This is a genomic window from Pseudomonas moorei (genome assembly GCF_008801475.1).
GTDB lineage: Bacteria > Pseudomonadota > Gammaproteobacteria > Pseudomonadales > Pseudomonadaceae > Aquipseudomonas > Aquipseudomonas moorei.
On the sequence record NZ_VZPP01000001.1, the window covers coordinates 416,602 to 431,015 of the forward strand.

The 14,414-nt window shown below is 62.3% G+C and carries 15 protein-coding genes; 12 read left to right on the forward strand and 3 right to left on the reverse strand.

Annotation, left to right across the window (positions count from 1 at the left end; genetic code table 11):
* The first annotated feature begins 57 nt into the window (after nt 1-57).
* The 12 genes from F7R06_RS02055 (at nt 58) to F7R06_RS02110 (ending at nt 10,441) form a co-directional block, all read left to right on the forward strand.
* Entirely contained in the window at nt 58-1,785 is a 1,728-nt protein-coding gene (locus F7R06_RS02055; protein ID WP_090321983.1) for an FAD-dependent oxidoreductase, read from the forward strand.
* A 66-nt stretch (nt 1,786-1,851) separates the two neighbouring features.
* Entirely contained in the window at nt 1,852-2,241 is a 390-nt protein-coding gene (locus F7R06_RS02060) for a c-type cytochrome (RefSeq protein ID WP_090321980.1), read from the forward strand.
* 36 nt (nt 2,242-2,277) lie between these two features.
* Nucleotides 2,278-2,739 carry a nuclear transport factor 2 family protein gene (locus F7R06_RS02065; protein WP_090321978.1) on the forward strand — a complete coding sequence of 154 codons (462 nt, stop codon included), beginning with the start codon at nt 2,278-2,280 and terminating at the stop codon, nt 2,737-2,739.
* Nucleotides 2,740-3,016: 277 nt separating this feature from the next.
* Entirely contained in the window at nt 3,017-3,946 is a 930-nt protein-coding gene (locus F7R06_RS02070; protein WP_090321975.1) for a LysR family transcriptional regulator, read from the forward strand.
* A 236-nt stretch (nt 3,947-4,182) separates the two neighbouring features.
* Nucleotides 4,183-4,677 (forward strand): cupin domain-containing protein, encoded by a 495-nt coding sequence (locus F7R06_RS02075; protein WP_090321973.1) that lies wholly within the window; start codon nt 4,183-4,185, stop codon nt 4,675-4,677.
* A 44-nt stretch (nt 4,678-4,721) separates the two neighbouring features.
* A complete protein-coding gene (locus tag F7R06_RS02080; protein ID WP_090321971.1) occupies nt 4,722-5,741 on the forward strand; it encodes a hydroxyquinol 1,2-dioxygenase in 1,020 nt (339 codons plus the stop codon).
* Nucleotides 5,742-5,832: 91 nt separating this feature from the next.
* Nucleotides 5,833-7,296, forward strand: coding sequence for an aldehyde dehydrogenase family protein (locus F7R06_RS02085; protein ID WP_090321969.1), 1,464 nt, complete (start codon nt 5,833-5,835; stop codon nt 7,294-7,296).
* Nucleotides 7,297-7,304: 8 nt separating this feature from the next.
* Nucleotides 7,305-8,372 carry a maleylacetate reductase gene (locus F7R06_RS02090; protein WP_090321966.1) on the forward strand — a complete coding sequence of 356 codons (1,068 nt, stop codon included), beginning with the start codon at nt 7,305-7,307 and terminating at the stop codon, nt 8,370-8,372.
* 35 nt (nt 8,373-8,407) lie between these two features.
* On the forward strand, nt 8,408-9,280 hold the full coding sequence (locus F7R06_RS02095; protein WP_090321963.1) for a dioxygenase family protein: 873 nt from the start codon (nt 8,408-8,410) through the stop codon (nt 9,278-9,280).
* A gap of 3 nt (nt 9,281-9,283) precedes the next feature.
* The gene (locus F7R06_RS02100) at nt 9,284-9,595 is read left to right on the forward strand and encodes a YciI family protein (RefSeq protein WP_090321961.1); all 312 of its coding nucleotides are present in this window, start codon (nt 9,284-9,286) and stop codon (nt 9,593-9,595) included.
* 2 nt (nt 9,596-9,597) lie between these two features.
* Nucleotides 9,598-9,945, forward strand: a complete 348-nt coding sequence (locus F7R06_RS02105; RefSeq protein WP_090321958.1) for a Rieske (2Fe-2S) protein — start codon at nt 9,598-9,600, stop codon at nt 9,943-9,945.
* 43 nt (nt 9,946-9,988) lie between these two features.
* Nucleotides 9,989-10,441 carry a YMGG-like glycine zipper-containing protein gene (locus tag F7R06_RS02110; protein WP_090321955.1) on the forward strand — a complete coding sequence of 151 codons (453 nt, stop codon included), beginning with the start codon at nt 9,989-9,991 and terminating at the stop codon, nt 10,439-10,441.
* 152 nt (nt 10,442-10,593) lie between these two features.
* Here the strand turns inward: F7R06_RS02110 and F7R06_RS02115 are convergent, their stop codons facing one another.
* Genes F7R06_RS02115 through F7R06_RS02125 form a run of 3 tightly spaced genes read right to left on the reverse strand, consistent with a single transcriptional unit; the run spans nt 10,594 to nt 14,286 of the window.
* On the reverse strand, nt 10,594-11,625 hold the full coding sequence (locus F7R06_RS02115; RefSeq protein WP_090321952.1) for a DUF2955 domain-containing protein: 1,032 nt from the start codon (nt 11,623-11,625) through the stop codon (nt 10,594-10,596).
* Nucleotides 11,615-12,736, reverse strand: coding sequence for an HlyD family secretion protein (locus tag F7R06_RS02120; RefSeq protein ID WP_090321950.1), 1,122 nt, complete (start codon nt 12,734-12,736; stop codon nt 11,615-11,617). The genes F7R06_RS02115 and F7R06_RS02120 overlap by 11 nt, the downstream gene beginning before the upstream one ends.
* Entirely contained in the window at nt 12,733-14,286 is a 1,554-nt protein-coding gene (locus F7R06_RS02125) for an efflux transporter outer membrane subunit (RefSeq protein WP_090321947.1), read from the reverse strand. The genes F7R06_RS02120 and F7R06_RS02125 overlap by 4 nt, the downstream gene beginning before the upstream one ends.
* Between the last annotated feature and the right edge of the window lie 128 nt (nt 14,287-14,414).

The window sequence follows — 14,414 nt, forward strand, 5'->3', positions numbered from 1 at the left end:
CCTGCCTGCGTTCTGTGATTTGCCCTTGTGGCCGCTACTCATTCCGGAGAATAAAAAGTGAACGAAGAAAACCAGAAACTTGCACTGTCACGCCGCAGCTTCATCAAGGCCGGCGCCGCCGGTACCGCGGTCGCCGCACTATCGGGCGTGGCGGCACAGGCGATGGCCAGCGACGAGTTACCCTTCGACAGAGAACACGACATTGTCGTCGTCGGCGGTGGCGGCAGCGGTTTGCCGACCGCATTGTTCTCCCGCTGGCTGGGCAATGATGTAGTCGTGCTGGAGAAGGCCGGCAGCCCGGGGGGCACCGCGGCCAAAGCGGCGTTCTGGTACTGGGTGCCGAACAACAAGCCGATGCGTGACGCCGGCATCGTCGATGATAAAGCCGACTACATGCGCTACGTCGCGCGTCTGACTCGTCCGCAATCTTACGACCCGTCCTTGCCGAAACTCGGTCTGTCGGATTGGGAATACGAGATGTGCGAAGCGATCTACGAGAGCGCTTCGCCCGCCGCCGAACTGTTGGCCGAACGCGACGCGCTGCCTTACCGCCATTGCCCGGACGTGCCGGACTACTGGGCTGAGTTGCCAGAAGACAAGGCCAAGAAGGGGCGTGTCCTGGTGCCCAAGGAAGCCCGGGCAAGCATGTCGGATGGCGGTCGCGTGGCGATCCGTACGCTGACGGCCGCAGCCAAGCGTGACGGCGTGCAGATCCGTACCGGCGAGCGCGTGGTGAAAGTGATCCAGAACGCCAAGGGCGAAGCGATCGGCGTCGAAGTCGAAACCGAAGAGGGCACACGTCAACGGGTCAAGGCGCGCAAGGCGGTGATCTTCGCCACCGGTGGTTTCACCCACGATCCGGAACTGCGCCGCAATTTCCTCAACGCCCCGGTGTACGGCGGCTGCGCGGCGCTGACCAACGAAGGCGATTTCATCCGCATCTCCAGTGATCTGGGGGTGCAGTTGCGCAACATGAACTACGCCTGGTCATGCCCGATTCTGCTGGAAAAAGCCCTGGCCAAGGACGGTTCGATGTCCGGCATCTTCACCATGAACGGCGATTCGATGCTGATGGTGAACAAGTACGGCAAGCGCGTCGTCAATGAAAAAACCGTCTACAACGAACTGGTTCCGACCTTCTTCCAGTGGGATGGTGAAAAAGCCGAATACCCGAATCTGGTGATGTTTTCGATCTGGGACCAACGTGCCCAGGACTATTGCAACAGTGACGAATACGGCTCGCCCATCGTGCCCAAGGGCGGCAACGACCGCCATGTGGTCCGGGGCGAAACCCTGGAGGAGTTGGCCAAAAACATCGCCGAGCGCCTCGATAAACATGCCTCCGCCATTGGCGGCATGAAGCTCAGCCAGGACTTCAATCTAAACCTGAAAGCCACGCTCAAGCGCTTCAACGAGTTGGCGAAGAAGGGCAAGGATCTGGACTTCCATCGTGGCGAGTTGGTGATCCAGGGTGTGTTCACCGGCCCGGTCAAACCCGACCGCACCGGTAACCTGACGATGTACCCATTGGCCTCGAAAGGTCCGTACTACGCGGCGTTGATCACTGGCGGCAACCTCGACACCAAGGGCGGTCCGAAAACCAACTCCGTTGGTCAGGTGCTCAATAACGCCAACACGCCGATCCCAGGACTGTACGGCGTCGGCAACTGCGTGGCCTCGGCCTCCGGTCGTGCTTATTGGTCCGGCGGTTCGACGCTTGGCCCGATCATCGCCTTCGCTTATCGCGCGGCGAACCAGGCACACAAAGAACCGAGCCGCAGTTGAATCGAGCGGGCCGCGATCACTCGCGGCCCATGGATTCCATCATCGTGATTAGAAGAGAACAACGATATGAAGCACTTCCTTCTACGAGCCCCGGCGCTGTTGCTGCTGGCGGTAGGCATGGGTCAGATGGGCATCGCCCAGGCCGACGAACTGGAACTGGCGCAGAAACTGGCGACCAGCCATTGCGCGGTCTGCCACACCTTCGACAAGGGCGGGCCGCCGGGGCAGGGGCCGAACCTGTTCGGCTTGCTGGGTCGCAAGGCTGCCAGCGAGTCGAACTTCACTTACAGCGACGGCTACAAGAAAGCCATGGCCGGCAAAGTCTGGGACGAGCAAATGCTCGATGCCTGGCTGACCGATACCCAGGCCGTCGCGCTGGGCAGTGCGATGGTCTACGCCCAGGACGACCCCGGCAAACGGCATAAGATCATCACCTACATCAAGTCGCTGCACTGACATTCGACCTTTTCCCGAAGCACTCCGGAGATCCTCATGATCAGCACCCTGACAATGACCGACGAACAACGCAAATCGGTCGCCCTGGAATACCTAAAGGCTTTCGACAATGGCGGCATCACCTCCACGGGCGGCAGCATTCTCGAGCTGTTCGCCGAGGATGCGCAGGTCCTGTTTCCCAAATGGGGCCTGGCCACCGGCCGTGAGCAAATCGGCCAGATGTTCAGCGACCTGGGCAGCCGTTTGAAGTCGATCACCCACGATTACGCGCACTTCAACTGGATCCTCACGGGGACCGACACGCTGGTCTGCGAAGGCACCAGTTTCGGCGAGCACGTCGACGGCCTCTGGCGCGCCGGCGTACCGACCCCTGCGGGTGCCGGTTACTGGGCTGACGTGTTCGAAATCCGCGACTTCAAGATCCAGCGCTGCTTCATCTACCTGGACCCGGATTACGGCAGCCAGGACACGGCGCGTTACCCTTGGCTTAATCGCTGACTGAGTATCGGTCAATACGTATGGGAACCTGAAACTGGAGTGAAGGGGGACTGTGGCGGGGTTACCTGTGGCGAGGGAGTTTATTCCCGTTGGGTCGCGAAGCGGACCCAAATCCAGACACCACGGTGTTTCAGTCAAATCGCGGTGTCCGGGTTTGCAGCGGCTACGCCGCCGAACGGAAGTAAACTCCCTCGCCACAATGGATGTGGAGTGCGACAGGTCAACAGGCTAACCTCGTAGCTCCTACAAGAACAAAAACATCCAGAGAGCCTGTCCCATGGACCGTTTACTCAGTGTCGAAGCCTTTGTGCGGGTGGCCGAAACCGGCAACTTCGCCAGGGCGGCTCAGCAATTGGGTGTGACCCGCTCGGTGATCACCCATCGCATTCAACAGCTGGAGCAATTCATCAACGCGCCGCTGTTCCATCGCAGCACCCGCCATGTGCGTCTCTCCGAAGTCGGCGAGACGTACTACAAGGAATGCGCGGACATGGTCGCCAGTTTCAACTCGCTGACCGAACACATGCGCGAGCTGCGCGCCAAGCCCACCGGCAAGTTACGCGTACAGATGCTGCCCGGTTTTGCCATCGGTCACTTCGGCCGGATGCTGGCCGAATTCACCCGGCTGTACCCAGACATCGAGGTCGACGTCATCGTCAATGACCGGGTCGTGGACCCGATTGAAGAAGGCTTCGATGTGGCGTTCCAGATGTTCCCGCCCATGGCGGAAACCCTGATCGAACGCAAACTGTTCAGCGTGCGCCGATTGTTCTGCATGTCCCCCGATTACGCCGGCGAGTTCGGCGTGCCGACCCATCCGCAGCAATTGCTGCAACACAAGATCGCCCTGTACGAAGGCTATCCGTCGCGCAACCGCTGGATCTTCACCCGCGAAGACGAAACCGTGGAGCTGAGCCTTCCTGGGCAGGTGCGTTCCAATTCCGTGCACTTGCTGCGCGACTACGCCTCGACCGGGGTGTGCATTGTCTGCTTGCCGACCCTGGTGGCCAGCGATGACTTGCTCAGCGGGCGGCTGATTCCGGTGCTGCCGGAGTACGCGTTGTCCTCGTTCAATTTCTCCGCGGTGTACCCCGCAACCCAGCGTCGGGCCTTGAAAGTGCGCACGTTGATTGACTTTCTGGTGGAGAATTTCGGTGATGAGCCATGCTGGGATAAACCCTTGCTTGAGCGTGGCTGGGTGCGCTGAAAAAACCGGGCCATGGCTCCATAACAAGCGAGCTTGCTCGCGATAGCGGTGGCTGATTGAACCTATCCGTTGCCTGACACTGCGCTAACGCGAGCAAGCTCGCTCCTACAGGGACTGCAGAGGTTCCAGTGTTTGCGTTTTGCAAACACTGTTGTCGCCGGTCCTCTAATTGTTCCAAGGCTAGGTGCGACGTACTGTTGCCTCACTGTTACTACAACAACAAAACGGTGAAAACCATGAGTAGCGCGGCAATCGAAACGGTCTTCGGCTCGCTGGACAAGTACACCAAGGGCTCGGTTGAAATCATCAGCGGCCAGGCCAGCCATTACGCCTTTTCGAACGTTTTCGAAGTGGCGGAAAAATCCCTTCCTTATGAAAAAGTCGTCGTCGGCCTCAACCTCGGCTACGTCATAGAAACCCTGCGCGCCGAAGGCCAATCGCCCTGGTACACGGCCGCCCACGACGAGTTCGCCATCGTCATGGACGGGGAAGTACGAGTGGATTTCCTCAAGCTCGATGCGCCATTGAGCGCAGGCGAGGGCACGCAGCTGGCGGGTGAAATACCCCAGGGCAAGCCGATGGGCTACGTGCTGCTCAAGCGCGGGCATCAATGCCTGTTGCCAGTGGGCAGCGCCTATCGCTTCGAAGCCAGTCGTCCGGGCGTGATCCTGCAGCAGACCATCAAAGGGCCGTTGTCGGTCGAGAAGTGGGCAGACATCTGCTTCAAGTGACCTGCGCAGCCGCCCCCAGCCCAAAAAAAAAGAGGAACCCCGTCATGGCCATGCTTGAAACCGCTGCCCAAACCCCATTGTTCGCCGACGATGACGTCCAGGCCAGCGCTCCCCATGCCGTCACCGGCTACCGCGCCTTCAAACTCGGCGCCTTCGAACTGTCACGCGACGAGTATTTCGCCCGTATCACCTGGCCCGCCAAAGGCCAGACCCGTTCGCACCTGATTCCGGCCGACGCCTTTCTGCGCGCCTTGATGCGGGACGTCGCCTGGGGCTTTTTCTATGGTTGGGTCAACTTCGACCATGTCATCGGTACCCGCAACTACTACGGCAAAGTCGACCTGTACGCCGGCACCTTCAACGGCACGCTGAAGGCAGCGGGGGTCAACTACACCGAAAACTTCGAAACACCGCTGATCATGGCGACCTTCAAGGCCATTCTGCGCGACTGGACCAACGCCACTTTCGACCCGTTCGCTGCCCCGGAAGAGACCGGCACCGCATTCGGTCGCAAGAACGGCAACAACATTGAAGCCATCGAACGCTTCCGCATCGCCACCAAACGCATGCCCGGCCTGCCGGATGATTCGCCGCTGCGCAACGATCTGCCGGTCAACCGCCAGTTCATCGATGTGTCGCAGGACGAGCCGGAAGTCCACGCCGCAGAGGGCTTCGAAGGCCAGTTGCATGCCTTCAACCTGCACAAATACCTGTCGCGTTCCGATGTGACCTGGAACCCGTCGGTGACCTCGGTGTGCAAGGCCAGCCTGTTCTGCCCGACCACTGAAGAATTCATCCTGCCTGTGTTCCATGGCAACGACCGCATCGAGTGGTTCTTGCAGCTATCGGACGAGATCATCTGGGATGTCGGGGACAAGGATGATGGAAATCCCCGTGCGCGCATCACCATGCGTGCTGGCGACATTTGCGCCATGCCGGCGGATATTCGTCACCAGGGCTACTCGACCAAGCGCTCGATGCTGCTGGTCTGGGAAAACGCCACGCCGAACCTGCCGCAACGCTACGAAAGCGGTGAGCTCAAGCCATACCCGATCGAGTTCTAAGACCGCGTGTCTTGCCCGGTCTTGCGCCGGGCCTTGCTCCCTTGTCATCCAGTCAGACACTGTGCCCCCGGCGCGGTGCGAGGAAACCATTATGCAAAATCAGCTCTATATCGATGGCCGTTTCGTTGATGCGGTGGCTGGCGGCACCATTGACGTGGTGTCACCCCATGACAGTGCGTTGATCACCCGCATTGCCGCCGCCGAAGCTGCTGACATCGACCTGGCGGTGGCCGCCGCCAAACGCGCGTTCCCGGCCTGGTCGGCGTTGGGTGCGGCCGAACGTGGTCGCCTGCTGCTGAAACTGGCGGACAAGATCGAAGAGTGCGGTGAAGAATTGGCGCAACTCGAATCGCTGAACACCGGCCACCCGATTCGCGACTCCCGTGGCCTCGACGTGCCGCGTACTGCCGCCTGCTTCCGCTATTTCGGTGGCATGGCCGACAAGATCGAGGGTTCGGTGATTCCGGTGGAAGCCGGGTTCCTCAATTACGTGCAGCGCAAGCCGATTGGCGTGGTCGGGCAGATCGTGCCGTGGAATTTTCCGCTGATGTTCACCAGCTGGAAAATGGGCCCGGCGCTGGCGGCGGGTAACACCATCGTGATCAAACCCTCGGAAATCACCCCATTGTCGACCTTGCGCATCGTTGAGTTGATGACTGAAGTGGGCTTCCCCAAGGGCGTGGTCAACGTGGTGCCGGGCTACGGCCATACCGCCGGGCAAGCGCTGGCCGAACACCTCGATGTCGGCAAGATCGCCTTCACCGGCTCGACCGCCACCGGCCGGCGCATCGTTGAAGCTTCGAAGAGCAACCTCAAGCGCATCCAGCTGGAGCTGGGTGGCAAGGGCGCCAACATCGTGTTTGAAGACGCCAATCTGGATGCGGCCGTCAATGGCGCAGCCTGGGCGATCTTCCACAACCAGGGCCAGGCCTGCATCGCCGGTTCGCGGCTCATTCTGCACAAAGACATCGCCGACCCGTTCCTCGAGCGCTTCATCGCCCTGGCCAAATCGATTCGCCTGGGCGACCCGATGGACCCGGACACCGAAATGGGCCCACTGACTTCAGCCCTGCACCGCGACCGTGTAATGGCGTACATCGACATCGCCATCGAGCAGGGCGGCAAGATTCTCGCCGGCGGCAAGGCACCGGACGACAAAAAACTCGCCAACGGCTTTTATGTCGAGCCGACCGTGGTCGAGGCCAAGCCCGGTGATCGCGTGTGCCAGGAAGAAGTCTTCGGTCCGTTCGTCACCGTGGTGCGATTCAGCACCGACGAAGAAGCGCTGGCCATCGCCAACAGCACCGAGTACGGGTTGGGCAGCGGTCTGTGGACGCAGAACCTGAGCCGCGCGCATAAAATGGCTGACGCCATTCACGCCGGCATGTGCTGGATCAACTGCTACAAGCGCGTCAGCCCCGGCAGCCCGTTTGGCGGAGTAGGGCAGTCCGGTTACGGCCGGGAAATGGGTTTCGAAGCGATCCACGACTACACCGAAGCACGCTCGGTATGGGTCAACGTCGACGCGAAAATCCCCCCACACTTCAAACGCTGAGGTCGGCCATGAATCCCTTTGTTTACCAAAGCCTGCCGACCCGCGTGGTGTTCGGCTGGGGCAAGCTCTCGGCACTGACCGAAGAAATCGAGCGTCTGGGCGCTCGTCGGGCGCTGATCCTCACCACCCCGGAACAGCACGGCCTGGGCGAACAGGTCGCGGCGTTGCTCGGTGAGCGCGCCGCCGGGGTCTACCCGCACGCGGTGATGCACGTGCCGCTGGAAGTGGCGCAAGCGGCGCGCATCGAGGCGGCCCGTCTGGATGCCGATTGCTGCGTGGCCATCGGCGGCGGTTCGACCATCGGCCTGGGCAAGGCCATTGCCATGGACTCGGGACTGCCGATCGTGGCGGTGCCGACCACCTATGCGGGTTCGGAGATGACGCCGATCTACGGCCTGACCGAAAACCGCCTGAAGAAAACCGGGCGCGACCCACGGGTGCTGCCGAAAACCGTGATCTACGACCCGCAATTGACCCTGACCTTGCCAGCGCAGATTTCCGCCTGCTCGGGCATGAATGCCATGGCCCACGCGGTGGAAGCGCTGTACGCCCAGGACGCCAATCCGATCATCGGCTTCATGGCCGAAGAGTCGATCCGTTCGCTGGCCCAAGCCTTGCCGGGTGTGGTCAATGACCCCAATGATCCAGAGGCACGCAGCCAGGCGTTGTACGGCGCGTGGCTGGCGGGCATCTGCCTGGGGTCGGTCGGCATGGCCTTGCACCACAAGCTGTGCCATACCCTGGGCGGAACCTTCAATCTGCCCCACGCCCAGGCGCACGCCATCGTCCTGCCCCATGCCGCGCATTACAACCGCGAAGCGGCCGCCGGGCCGTTGCAACGCGCGGCCCGTGCACTGGGTGGCAGCGAGGCGAGCGAGGTCGGCGCCTTGCTGTACGCGTTGAATCAGAAACTGGGCATACCCCTGGCACTGGCGGACATCGGCCTGCCGGAACACGGCCCGGCCGAGGCGGCGCAAATTGCCTGCGCCAGCCCTTACTACAATCCACGGCCGTTCGAACAAGACCCGATCGAAGCGTTGCTGACCCGCGCCCTGAAAGGCCTGGCACCAGCCTGATCAACCGTGCGGTCAGCACCTGTCGGAATAAAAAAATGACCGATCAAGACAAAGCCATAGAAAGACTCATCTCCGAGCAGGCGGTGAACAGCTTCGGCGACGCGCCCAATGCGCGTTACCGGCACATCATGCAAAGCCTGGTTCGCCACCTGCATGCGTTCGTCAGTGAGGTTGAGCTGACCGAGCAGGAGTGGTTCGAAGGCATCCGCTTTCTGACCGATACCGGCCACAAGTGCGATGGCCTGGTGCGCCAGGAATTCATCCTGCTCTCGGACACCCTCGGGGTGTCGATGCTGGTCGACGCGATCAACCATCGGCACAGCGCCACAGCCACCGAGACCACGGTGTTCGGGCCGTTCTACATCGAAGGCATGCCCGAGCGCGCGTTCGGCGAAAACATGGCCTTCACCCCTGGCGAGACGGCGCTGGTGCGCGGGCGGGTGGTCGACACCCAGGGCAATGCCTTGGCCGACGCGGTGCTGGACGTGTGGCAGACCGCCGAAAACGGCATGTATTCGGGGCAGGACACCGAACAGCCGTTCGGCAACCTGCGCGGTCGCTATCGCACCGACGCCGACGGCTGTTTCGCGATTCGCACGATTGTCCCGGTGGCCTACCCGATACCGACCGATGGCCCGGTGGGACGCATGCTCGATGCGGCCAACCGGCATGCCTGGCGGCCGGCGCACCTGCATTTCATGATCCAGGTGCCGGGGCATCGCAAACTGGTGACGCACCTGTTCAACCACGATGACCCGTACCTGAAGTCCGACGCGGTGTTCGGGGTCAAGCCGTCGTTGCAGGTGATCTATGAAGACCGGGTCAGCCACGATGAGGTGTCCGCACGGCTGGGTATGGCGCTGCCGTTCAAGCGTGCCTGTTACGAATTCGTCATGGAAGGCGAGTGAGTCATGGGCCAGTTTTTTGCGGTATTTGCCACCGACCGTCCGGACACGCTGGCCTTGCGTCAGCGCCTGCGACCGAGCCACCAGGCACATTTGCGTGCGACCGGCAACCATCGGGTGGTCGTGCGGTTCGGCGGCCCGACGCTGGATGATGCCGGCACAGCGATGAATGGCACGTTGCTGGTGATCGAGGCCGGCAGCCTGCCCGAGGTCGAGGCGTTCCTGCAGGACGATCCCTATGTTCAGGCCGGGCTGTTCGCCAACATGCAGATTCGACCCTGGCTCTGGAGTCTCGGCAACCCCGAGTTGCGAGGCTGATCATGACCCTCATCACATTGTGCCAACGCGAAGACATCGTTGACGGCGGCGCCCTGGGCCTGCCGCACTACCAGCAACGGCACCCGGCCGGCCTGGTGGCGGTGCGCCAGGGCGAGCAGGTCTGGGTGTACATCAACCGCTGCCCGCATTTTTCGGCACCGCTGGACTATCGCCCGCAGGAATTTTGCACCTATGGCGGCAAGGTGCTGATGTGCGCGCACCACAGTGCGATGTTTCGCTTCGAAGACGGGCACTGCATCGACGGGCCGTGCAAGGGCGCGCAGCTGGAGGCGGTACCGGTGCGCTGGGTCGGAAATTGTCTGGTCATGGAGGTTGGCGAGGAGGGCTGATCTACACTTTCTGAGGGCCACTCGCGCCCATCCGGAGGACATCATGAACAGATTGTCGCCCATCGGCCTGTGCGTCGTATTGTCGGTTTTCAGTGTCCAGGGTTGGGCACAAACGGTCGTACCGATGAAGGGCCAGAGTTCGCAACAGACCCAACTCGACATCAATGAATGCAACAGCATCGCCGCCAGTAGTACATCGACGACCTCGACGCCTTCCGGTGGACGGGTCAAGGGCGCGGCTGTGGGGGCTGCCGCCGGCGCCACGGCGGCGCAGGTGCGCGGAAATCAGCATGACGAGATCTATGATCGCGTCGATGACAATACCAAGCAGGACTACCGGCAAGACCGCGCCAAACAGACCGCTGCGGCCGGTGCCGTGGTCGGTGGTTCGCGCCAGCGTCAGGAGCGGCGTGCCCAGGAGAAAACCAACGCCTCGACCACTTCTGCCGCTTATACGAGCTGCCTGCAGGGCAAGGGGTATCAGGTTAATCCCTGAGCAGGTGTAGACCGGCCTTATGGCAAGGGCGTTTGTGGGACCACCGCCTCGCTGGGACGCGAAGTGGCCCTACGATGCATGAAAAGAAGGGCCTGCTGCGCAGTCCGGCGGGAGCAAGCTCCCTCGCCACAAGGTCAGTTCAACTCACAAGATCAGTGCAGGCGCGCAACGATTGTTGTGGCCGGTCGCTTATCCAGCCAATGCACCATCAAACACGCATATAGCGTCACCGCGATAAACAGCCCCATGCGAATCGCGAACGCGGTGTAGACGTCCTTTCCCAGCAGGCTGTCCTGAACCGACTGCCCCAGCAGGATAATCAGTGTGATCAGGGTATTGAGCCAGAAGCCCGGACTCAGCCGACCCGGGCTCAGGCCATAGAGCTTGCGCGCCAGGATCAGGGCGAACAGCAGCATCCACAAAAAGAACATCCACAGATGCACAAACACGCTCAGTGCACTCCAGAACAGGATCGCCAGCAGACCGCCGAGCAAGGTCGAGCCAACCAGCTCGCGCGCGGCGTCGCGGGTGTTGGTGCTGGAACTCTGCTGGCCGAGGCTGACGGCTTTGAGGACGATCGGCAGGTAGCTGGCGGGATCGATCAGCGCCAGCAGGAAGGTCGGCATCACGATCAGGGTGGCCCTTAGCGCGACCCGGTCGACGTCGGCCTCCGGCAGTGCGGCAGCGGGCGGCGGCGCCGGGGCATTGTCCGGTTCGGGGAACAGCCAGTGGCTGAAGGCACCGATCGTCACGGCCAACAGCAAGCCACTGATCAGCGCCTTGATGACCATTGCTGCCAGACCGAAATCGACGACCCCGGCCGAGGGAATCATGGTCAGGCCGATCACCAGAAAGGTGACGACCAGATTGTTGCCACCCCGTTGGCCATATCGAAAGACCATCAACAGGCCGATGCCAATCAACAGCACGCCGCTGAAGGCGTAGTAGCGCAACACCGGGATCAACAGCAGGCCAATGCCGGTGGTCAGCATCGCGGTCACCGCCAGCACCAGGGCGGCCTTGAATGGTAACGGACGATTGAGGCTGACCAGCAGCAAGGCACCGAGCACCGGCGCGAGGAACGGGATCGGCAACGCCAGGCCGAAACTCGCGGCCAGGCACAGCGCGGTGCCACAGGCCAGGCGCAACGCGCGCTGGACCCGCGGCGGGCGTTTAGTAGGCATAGGACAGCCAGCTCATCAGCCACAAAAACATCCGGCCCAGGGGATTGAGGACATTGCCCTCGGACGGGAAGGCCATGACCTCGGCCTGGCCGCCGGCACGAATGGCACGGTTGTCCTTGAGCATGGTCAAGGCGTCCGGCGAGAACTCGATGATCACCGGAAAGCGCTGGGCCGGACGCAGCCAGTCGCGGCTGTTCTGCACCGTGGGCAGACTTCCGGGAGCGGTCGGCTGCCCGACGCTGACCCCATAACCGATACTGCGCACGCGCCCGGCAAACACTTCGCCGGGCAACGCATCCAGTGCGATCAACACCGGGCTGTCGGGACGCATCAGGCCGAGGTTGTTCTCGGTCATGTCGGCACTGATCCAGACGTCGTGGATCGCAATCAGGGTCATCACCGGGTTCCCGGCCGCGGCGAACTGGCCGACATCGGTGCGCAGGTCGGTGATCAAACCGGCCGAGCGTGCATGGACCTGGGTGTTGGACAGATCCAGTTCGGCTTTCGACAGAGCGGTGGCGGCACTGCGCAGCAGGGCGTTGGACTCCTCGTTGCCGCCTTCCTGCTCGCGGGCGCGCTGCACTTCGGCGCGGGCGGCGGCGACCTGGCTGACGGCCTGTTCGCGGTTGGCGCGGGACACTTCCAGCAGGCGCACGGAAATGGTTCCGGGGTCCTCGCGATACAAGCCTTCCAGTCGTTGATTGTCCTGCCTCGCCTTGAGTTCGTTGGCCTGCGCGGCGCGCAAGTTGGCTTGGGCCGAGGCGATGCCGGCGGTGCTGGCGCCGACTTGTCGACGGGTGGATTCGAGATCCGCCCGGGCCCGGTCGACCGCGATCTGGTAGGGCTGCGGGTCGATCTCGAAAATCACGTCGCCCGCCTTGACGTCCTGGTTGTTGCGCACGTTGACGCGAATCACCCGGCCGGAAACTTCCGCCGCCACCGGAATCACAAAGGCACCGACCCGTGCCTGCTGCGTATAGGGCGTGAATCGGTCAGCCAGCAGGTACCAGGCCAGGCTCACGACAATCAGCAGCAACACCCATTTCACGCCTTTTTTCGTCGGGTCGGCGGCGGGTTCCGCTGGCGGCGGGGTGGAGGCGGCTTCACTCATGGTTTATTACCTGGTTGGGCAAGGGGGGAGGCGGGCTGCGCGGCCGGGGGGTCGTTCAGCAGGTCGCCCCAGTCGGTGCGTTGTTCCATCTGTTGGCGCGTGGCCGCGTCGACCCTGGGCTGGGCGCTGTACCAGCCGCCGCCCATGGCCTTGTACAGGGCAATCACATTACTCACCGCATCGCCTCGACTGAGCAGGTAACTGTCCTGCAGTTCCAGCAAGGCACGCTGGGCATCCAGCACCCGCTGGAAATCCGAATAGCCTTCGCGGTACAGGATGACCGCCAGGTCCAGCGAGCGTTTAGCCGCGCCTTCGGCCTCGCGCAGGATGCGTTCGCGCTGCAAAGCATGGGTCAAGCCGTTGGCGGCGTCATCGGCTTCGCGTGCCGCCTGGCGCACCTTGTCGCGGTAGGCCTCGATCAATTGCTGCAAGCGCGCATCCTGGACCCGCACGTTGTTGCTGATGCGGCCATGGTCGAACACGTTCCAGCGCAGGCTGGGCCCTCCGACCAGATCGAGACTGCGTGATGTGCCGCTCAAGGTATCGGTCGACCAGACGATGCTGCCCAGCAAAGACAGCGACGGGTAGAAATCGCTTTCGGCCACGCCAATCAATGCGGACTGCGCGGCGACATTCAGTTCGGCGGCGCGTACGTCGGGGCGGCGTAACAGTAGATTGGCCGGCACGTCCTGCAATACGGCACGGTCCACCAATGGAATCAACCCGGTGCTCTCGACCACCTGCGGCAGTGCACCGGGTGGTCGCCCGATCAGCACGGTCAGCGCATTGCGGGTGCTCGATAACTGGTCTGCCAGGACAGGGAGGGTGCTCAAGGTGGCGAGGTATTGGGTCTTGGCCCCCTGCAGGTCGAGCTCGGCGGTCTGGCCACTGTTGAACAGCCTTTCGGTGATCTCGTAGTTGCGTAGTTGCTGCCGGGCGTTGTCCTTGGCCACGCGCAAGCGCGCTTCGGTGGTGCGCAGGGCAAAGTAGGTATCTGCCACTTGCGCCCGCAGCAGCACGAGGCCGTCTTCATAATTGGCCTCGGCGGCGAAGTAACTGGCATCGGAAGACTCGATGGCCCGGCTGAAACGGCCCCAGAAATCCAGTTCCCAACCGATATCGAACCCGGCGCTGTGCTGCCAGAACTGGCTGTCGACCGGGTTGTTGCCCCCGGATTGATGACGGTCGACGTACACGCTGTCGGCGGCGACCTGTTGCAACTGCGGGTAGCGGCCACTCTGGGCGATGCCTAACTGCGCGCGAGCCTCCATCACCCGCAGGCCGGCGATCTTCAGGCTGGAATTGTGCGCATCGGCTTCGGCGATCAACTGGTCGAGCACCGGGTCGGCGAAGACTTGCCACCACTGGCGGATGTCCGGTTGCAGGGTGCGTTGGCTGGCGTGCTCGATCGCGGGGGTGTTCCAGTGATCGACCCAAGCCTCGCCGGGCGGTTGAAAGTCCGGTCCCACCCGCACGCAACCGCCGAGGACGAGCACACCGCACAGCCATAGCCGTGCGGATCGCGTCAGCAGGGAAGCACTTGATTGCATTGGCTGTTTTCCGACCGGAGAACTTCACAGGAGCATAGTCGCCCGGCGGTCTTCTGCATGCCCGGATTGGCCGGTACGCAAAAACGCCGCGACTGTCGTAAAAACGACCTGTTTACGCTGAACGCGAA

What these genes read in the sequence shown, in the direction of transcription:
- F7R06_RS02125 (WP_090321947.1), bottom strand. Translation starts at nt 14,286, where the DNA reads ATGCAATCAAGTGCTTCCCTGCTGACGCGATCCGCACGGCTATGGCTG.
- F7R06_RS02115 (WP_090321952.1), bottom strand. Translation starts at nt 11,625, where the DNA reads ATGCCTACTAAACGCCCGCCGCGGGTCCAGCGCGCGTTGCGCCTGGCC.
- F7R06_RS02070 (WP_090321975.1), top strand. Translation starts at nt 3,017, where the DNA reads ATGGACCGTTTACTCAGTGTCGAAGCCTTTGTGCGGGTGGCCGAAACC.
- F7R06_RS02080 (WP_090321971.1), top strand. Translation starts at nt 4,722, where the DNA reads ATGGCCATGCTTGAAACCGCTGCCCAAACCCCATTGTTCGCCGACGAT.
- F7R06_RS02085 (WP_090321969.1), top strand. Translation starts at nt 5,833, where the DNA reads ATGCAAAATCAGCTCTATATCGATGGCCGTTTCGTTGATGCGGTGGCT.
- F7R06_RS02075 (WP_090321973.1), top strand. Translation starts at nt 4,183, where the DNA reads ATGAGTAGCGCGGCAATCGAAACGGTCTTCGGCTCGCTGGACAAGTAC.
- F7R06_RS02120 (WP_090321950.1), bottom strand. Translation starts at nt 12,736, where the DNA reads ATGAGTGAAGCCGCCTCCACCCCGCCGCCAGCGGAACCCGCCGCCGAC.
- F7R06_RS02060 (WP_090321980.1), top strand. Translation starts at nt 1,852, where the DNA reads ATGAAGCACTTCCTTCTACGAGCCCCGGCGCTGTTGCTGCTGGCGGTA.
- F7R06_RS02095 (WP_090321963.1), top strand. Translation starts at nt 8,408, where the DNA reads ATGACCGATCAAGACAAAGCCATAGAAAGACTCATCTCCGAGCAGGCG.
- F7R06_RS02100 (WP_090321961.1), top strand. Translation starts at nt 9,284, where the DNA reads ATGGGCCAGTTTTTTGCGGTATTTGCCACCGACCGTCCGGACACGCTG.
- F7R06_RS02065 (WP_090321978.1), top strand. Translation starts at nt 2,278, where the DNA reads ATGATCAGCACCCTGACAATGACCGACGAACAACGCAAATCGGTCGCC.
- F7R06_RS02110 (WP_090321955.1), top strand. Translation starts at nt 9,989, where the DNA reads ATGAACAGATTGTCGCCCATCGGCCTGTGCGTCGTATTGTCGGTTTTC.
- F7R06_RS02090 (WP_090321966.1), top strand. Translation starts at nt 7,305, where the DNA reads ATGAATCCCTTTGTTTACCAAAGCCTGCCGACCCGCGTGGTGTTCGGC.
- F7R06_RS02105 (WP_090321958.1), top strand. Translation starts at nt 9,598, where the DNA reads ATGACCCTCATCACATTGTGCCAACGCGAAGACATCGTTGACGGCGGC.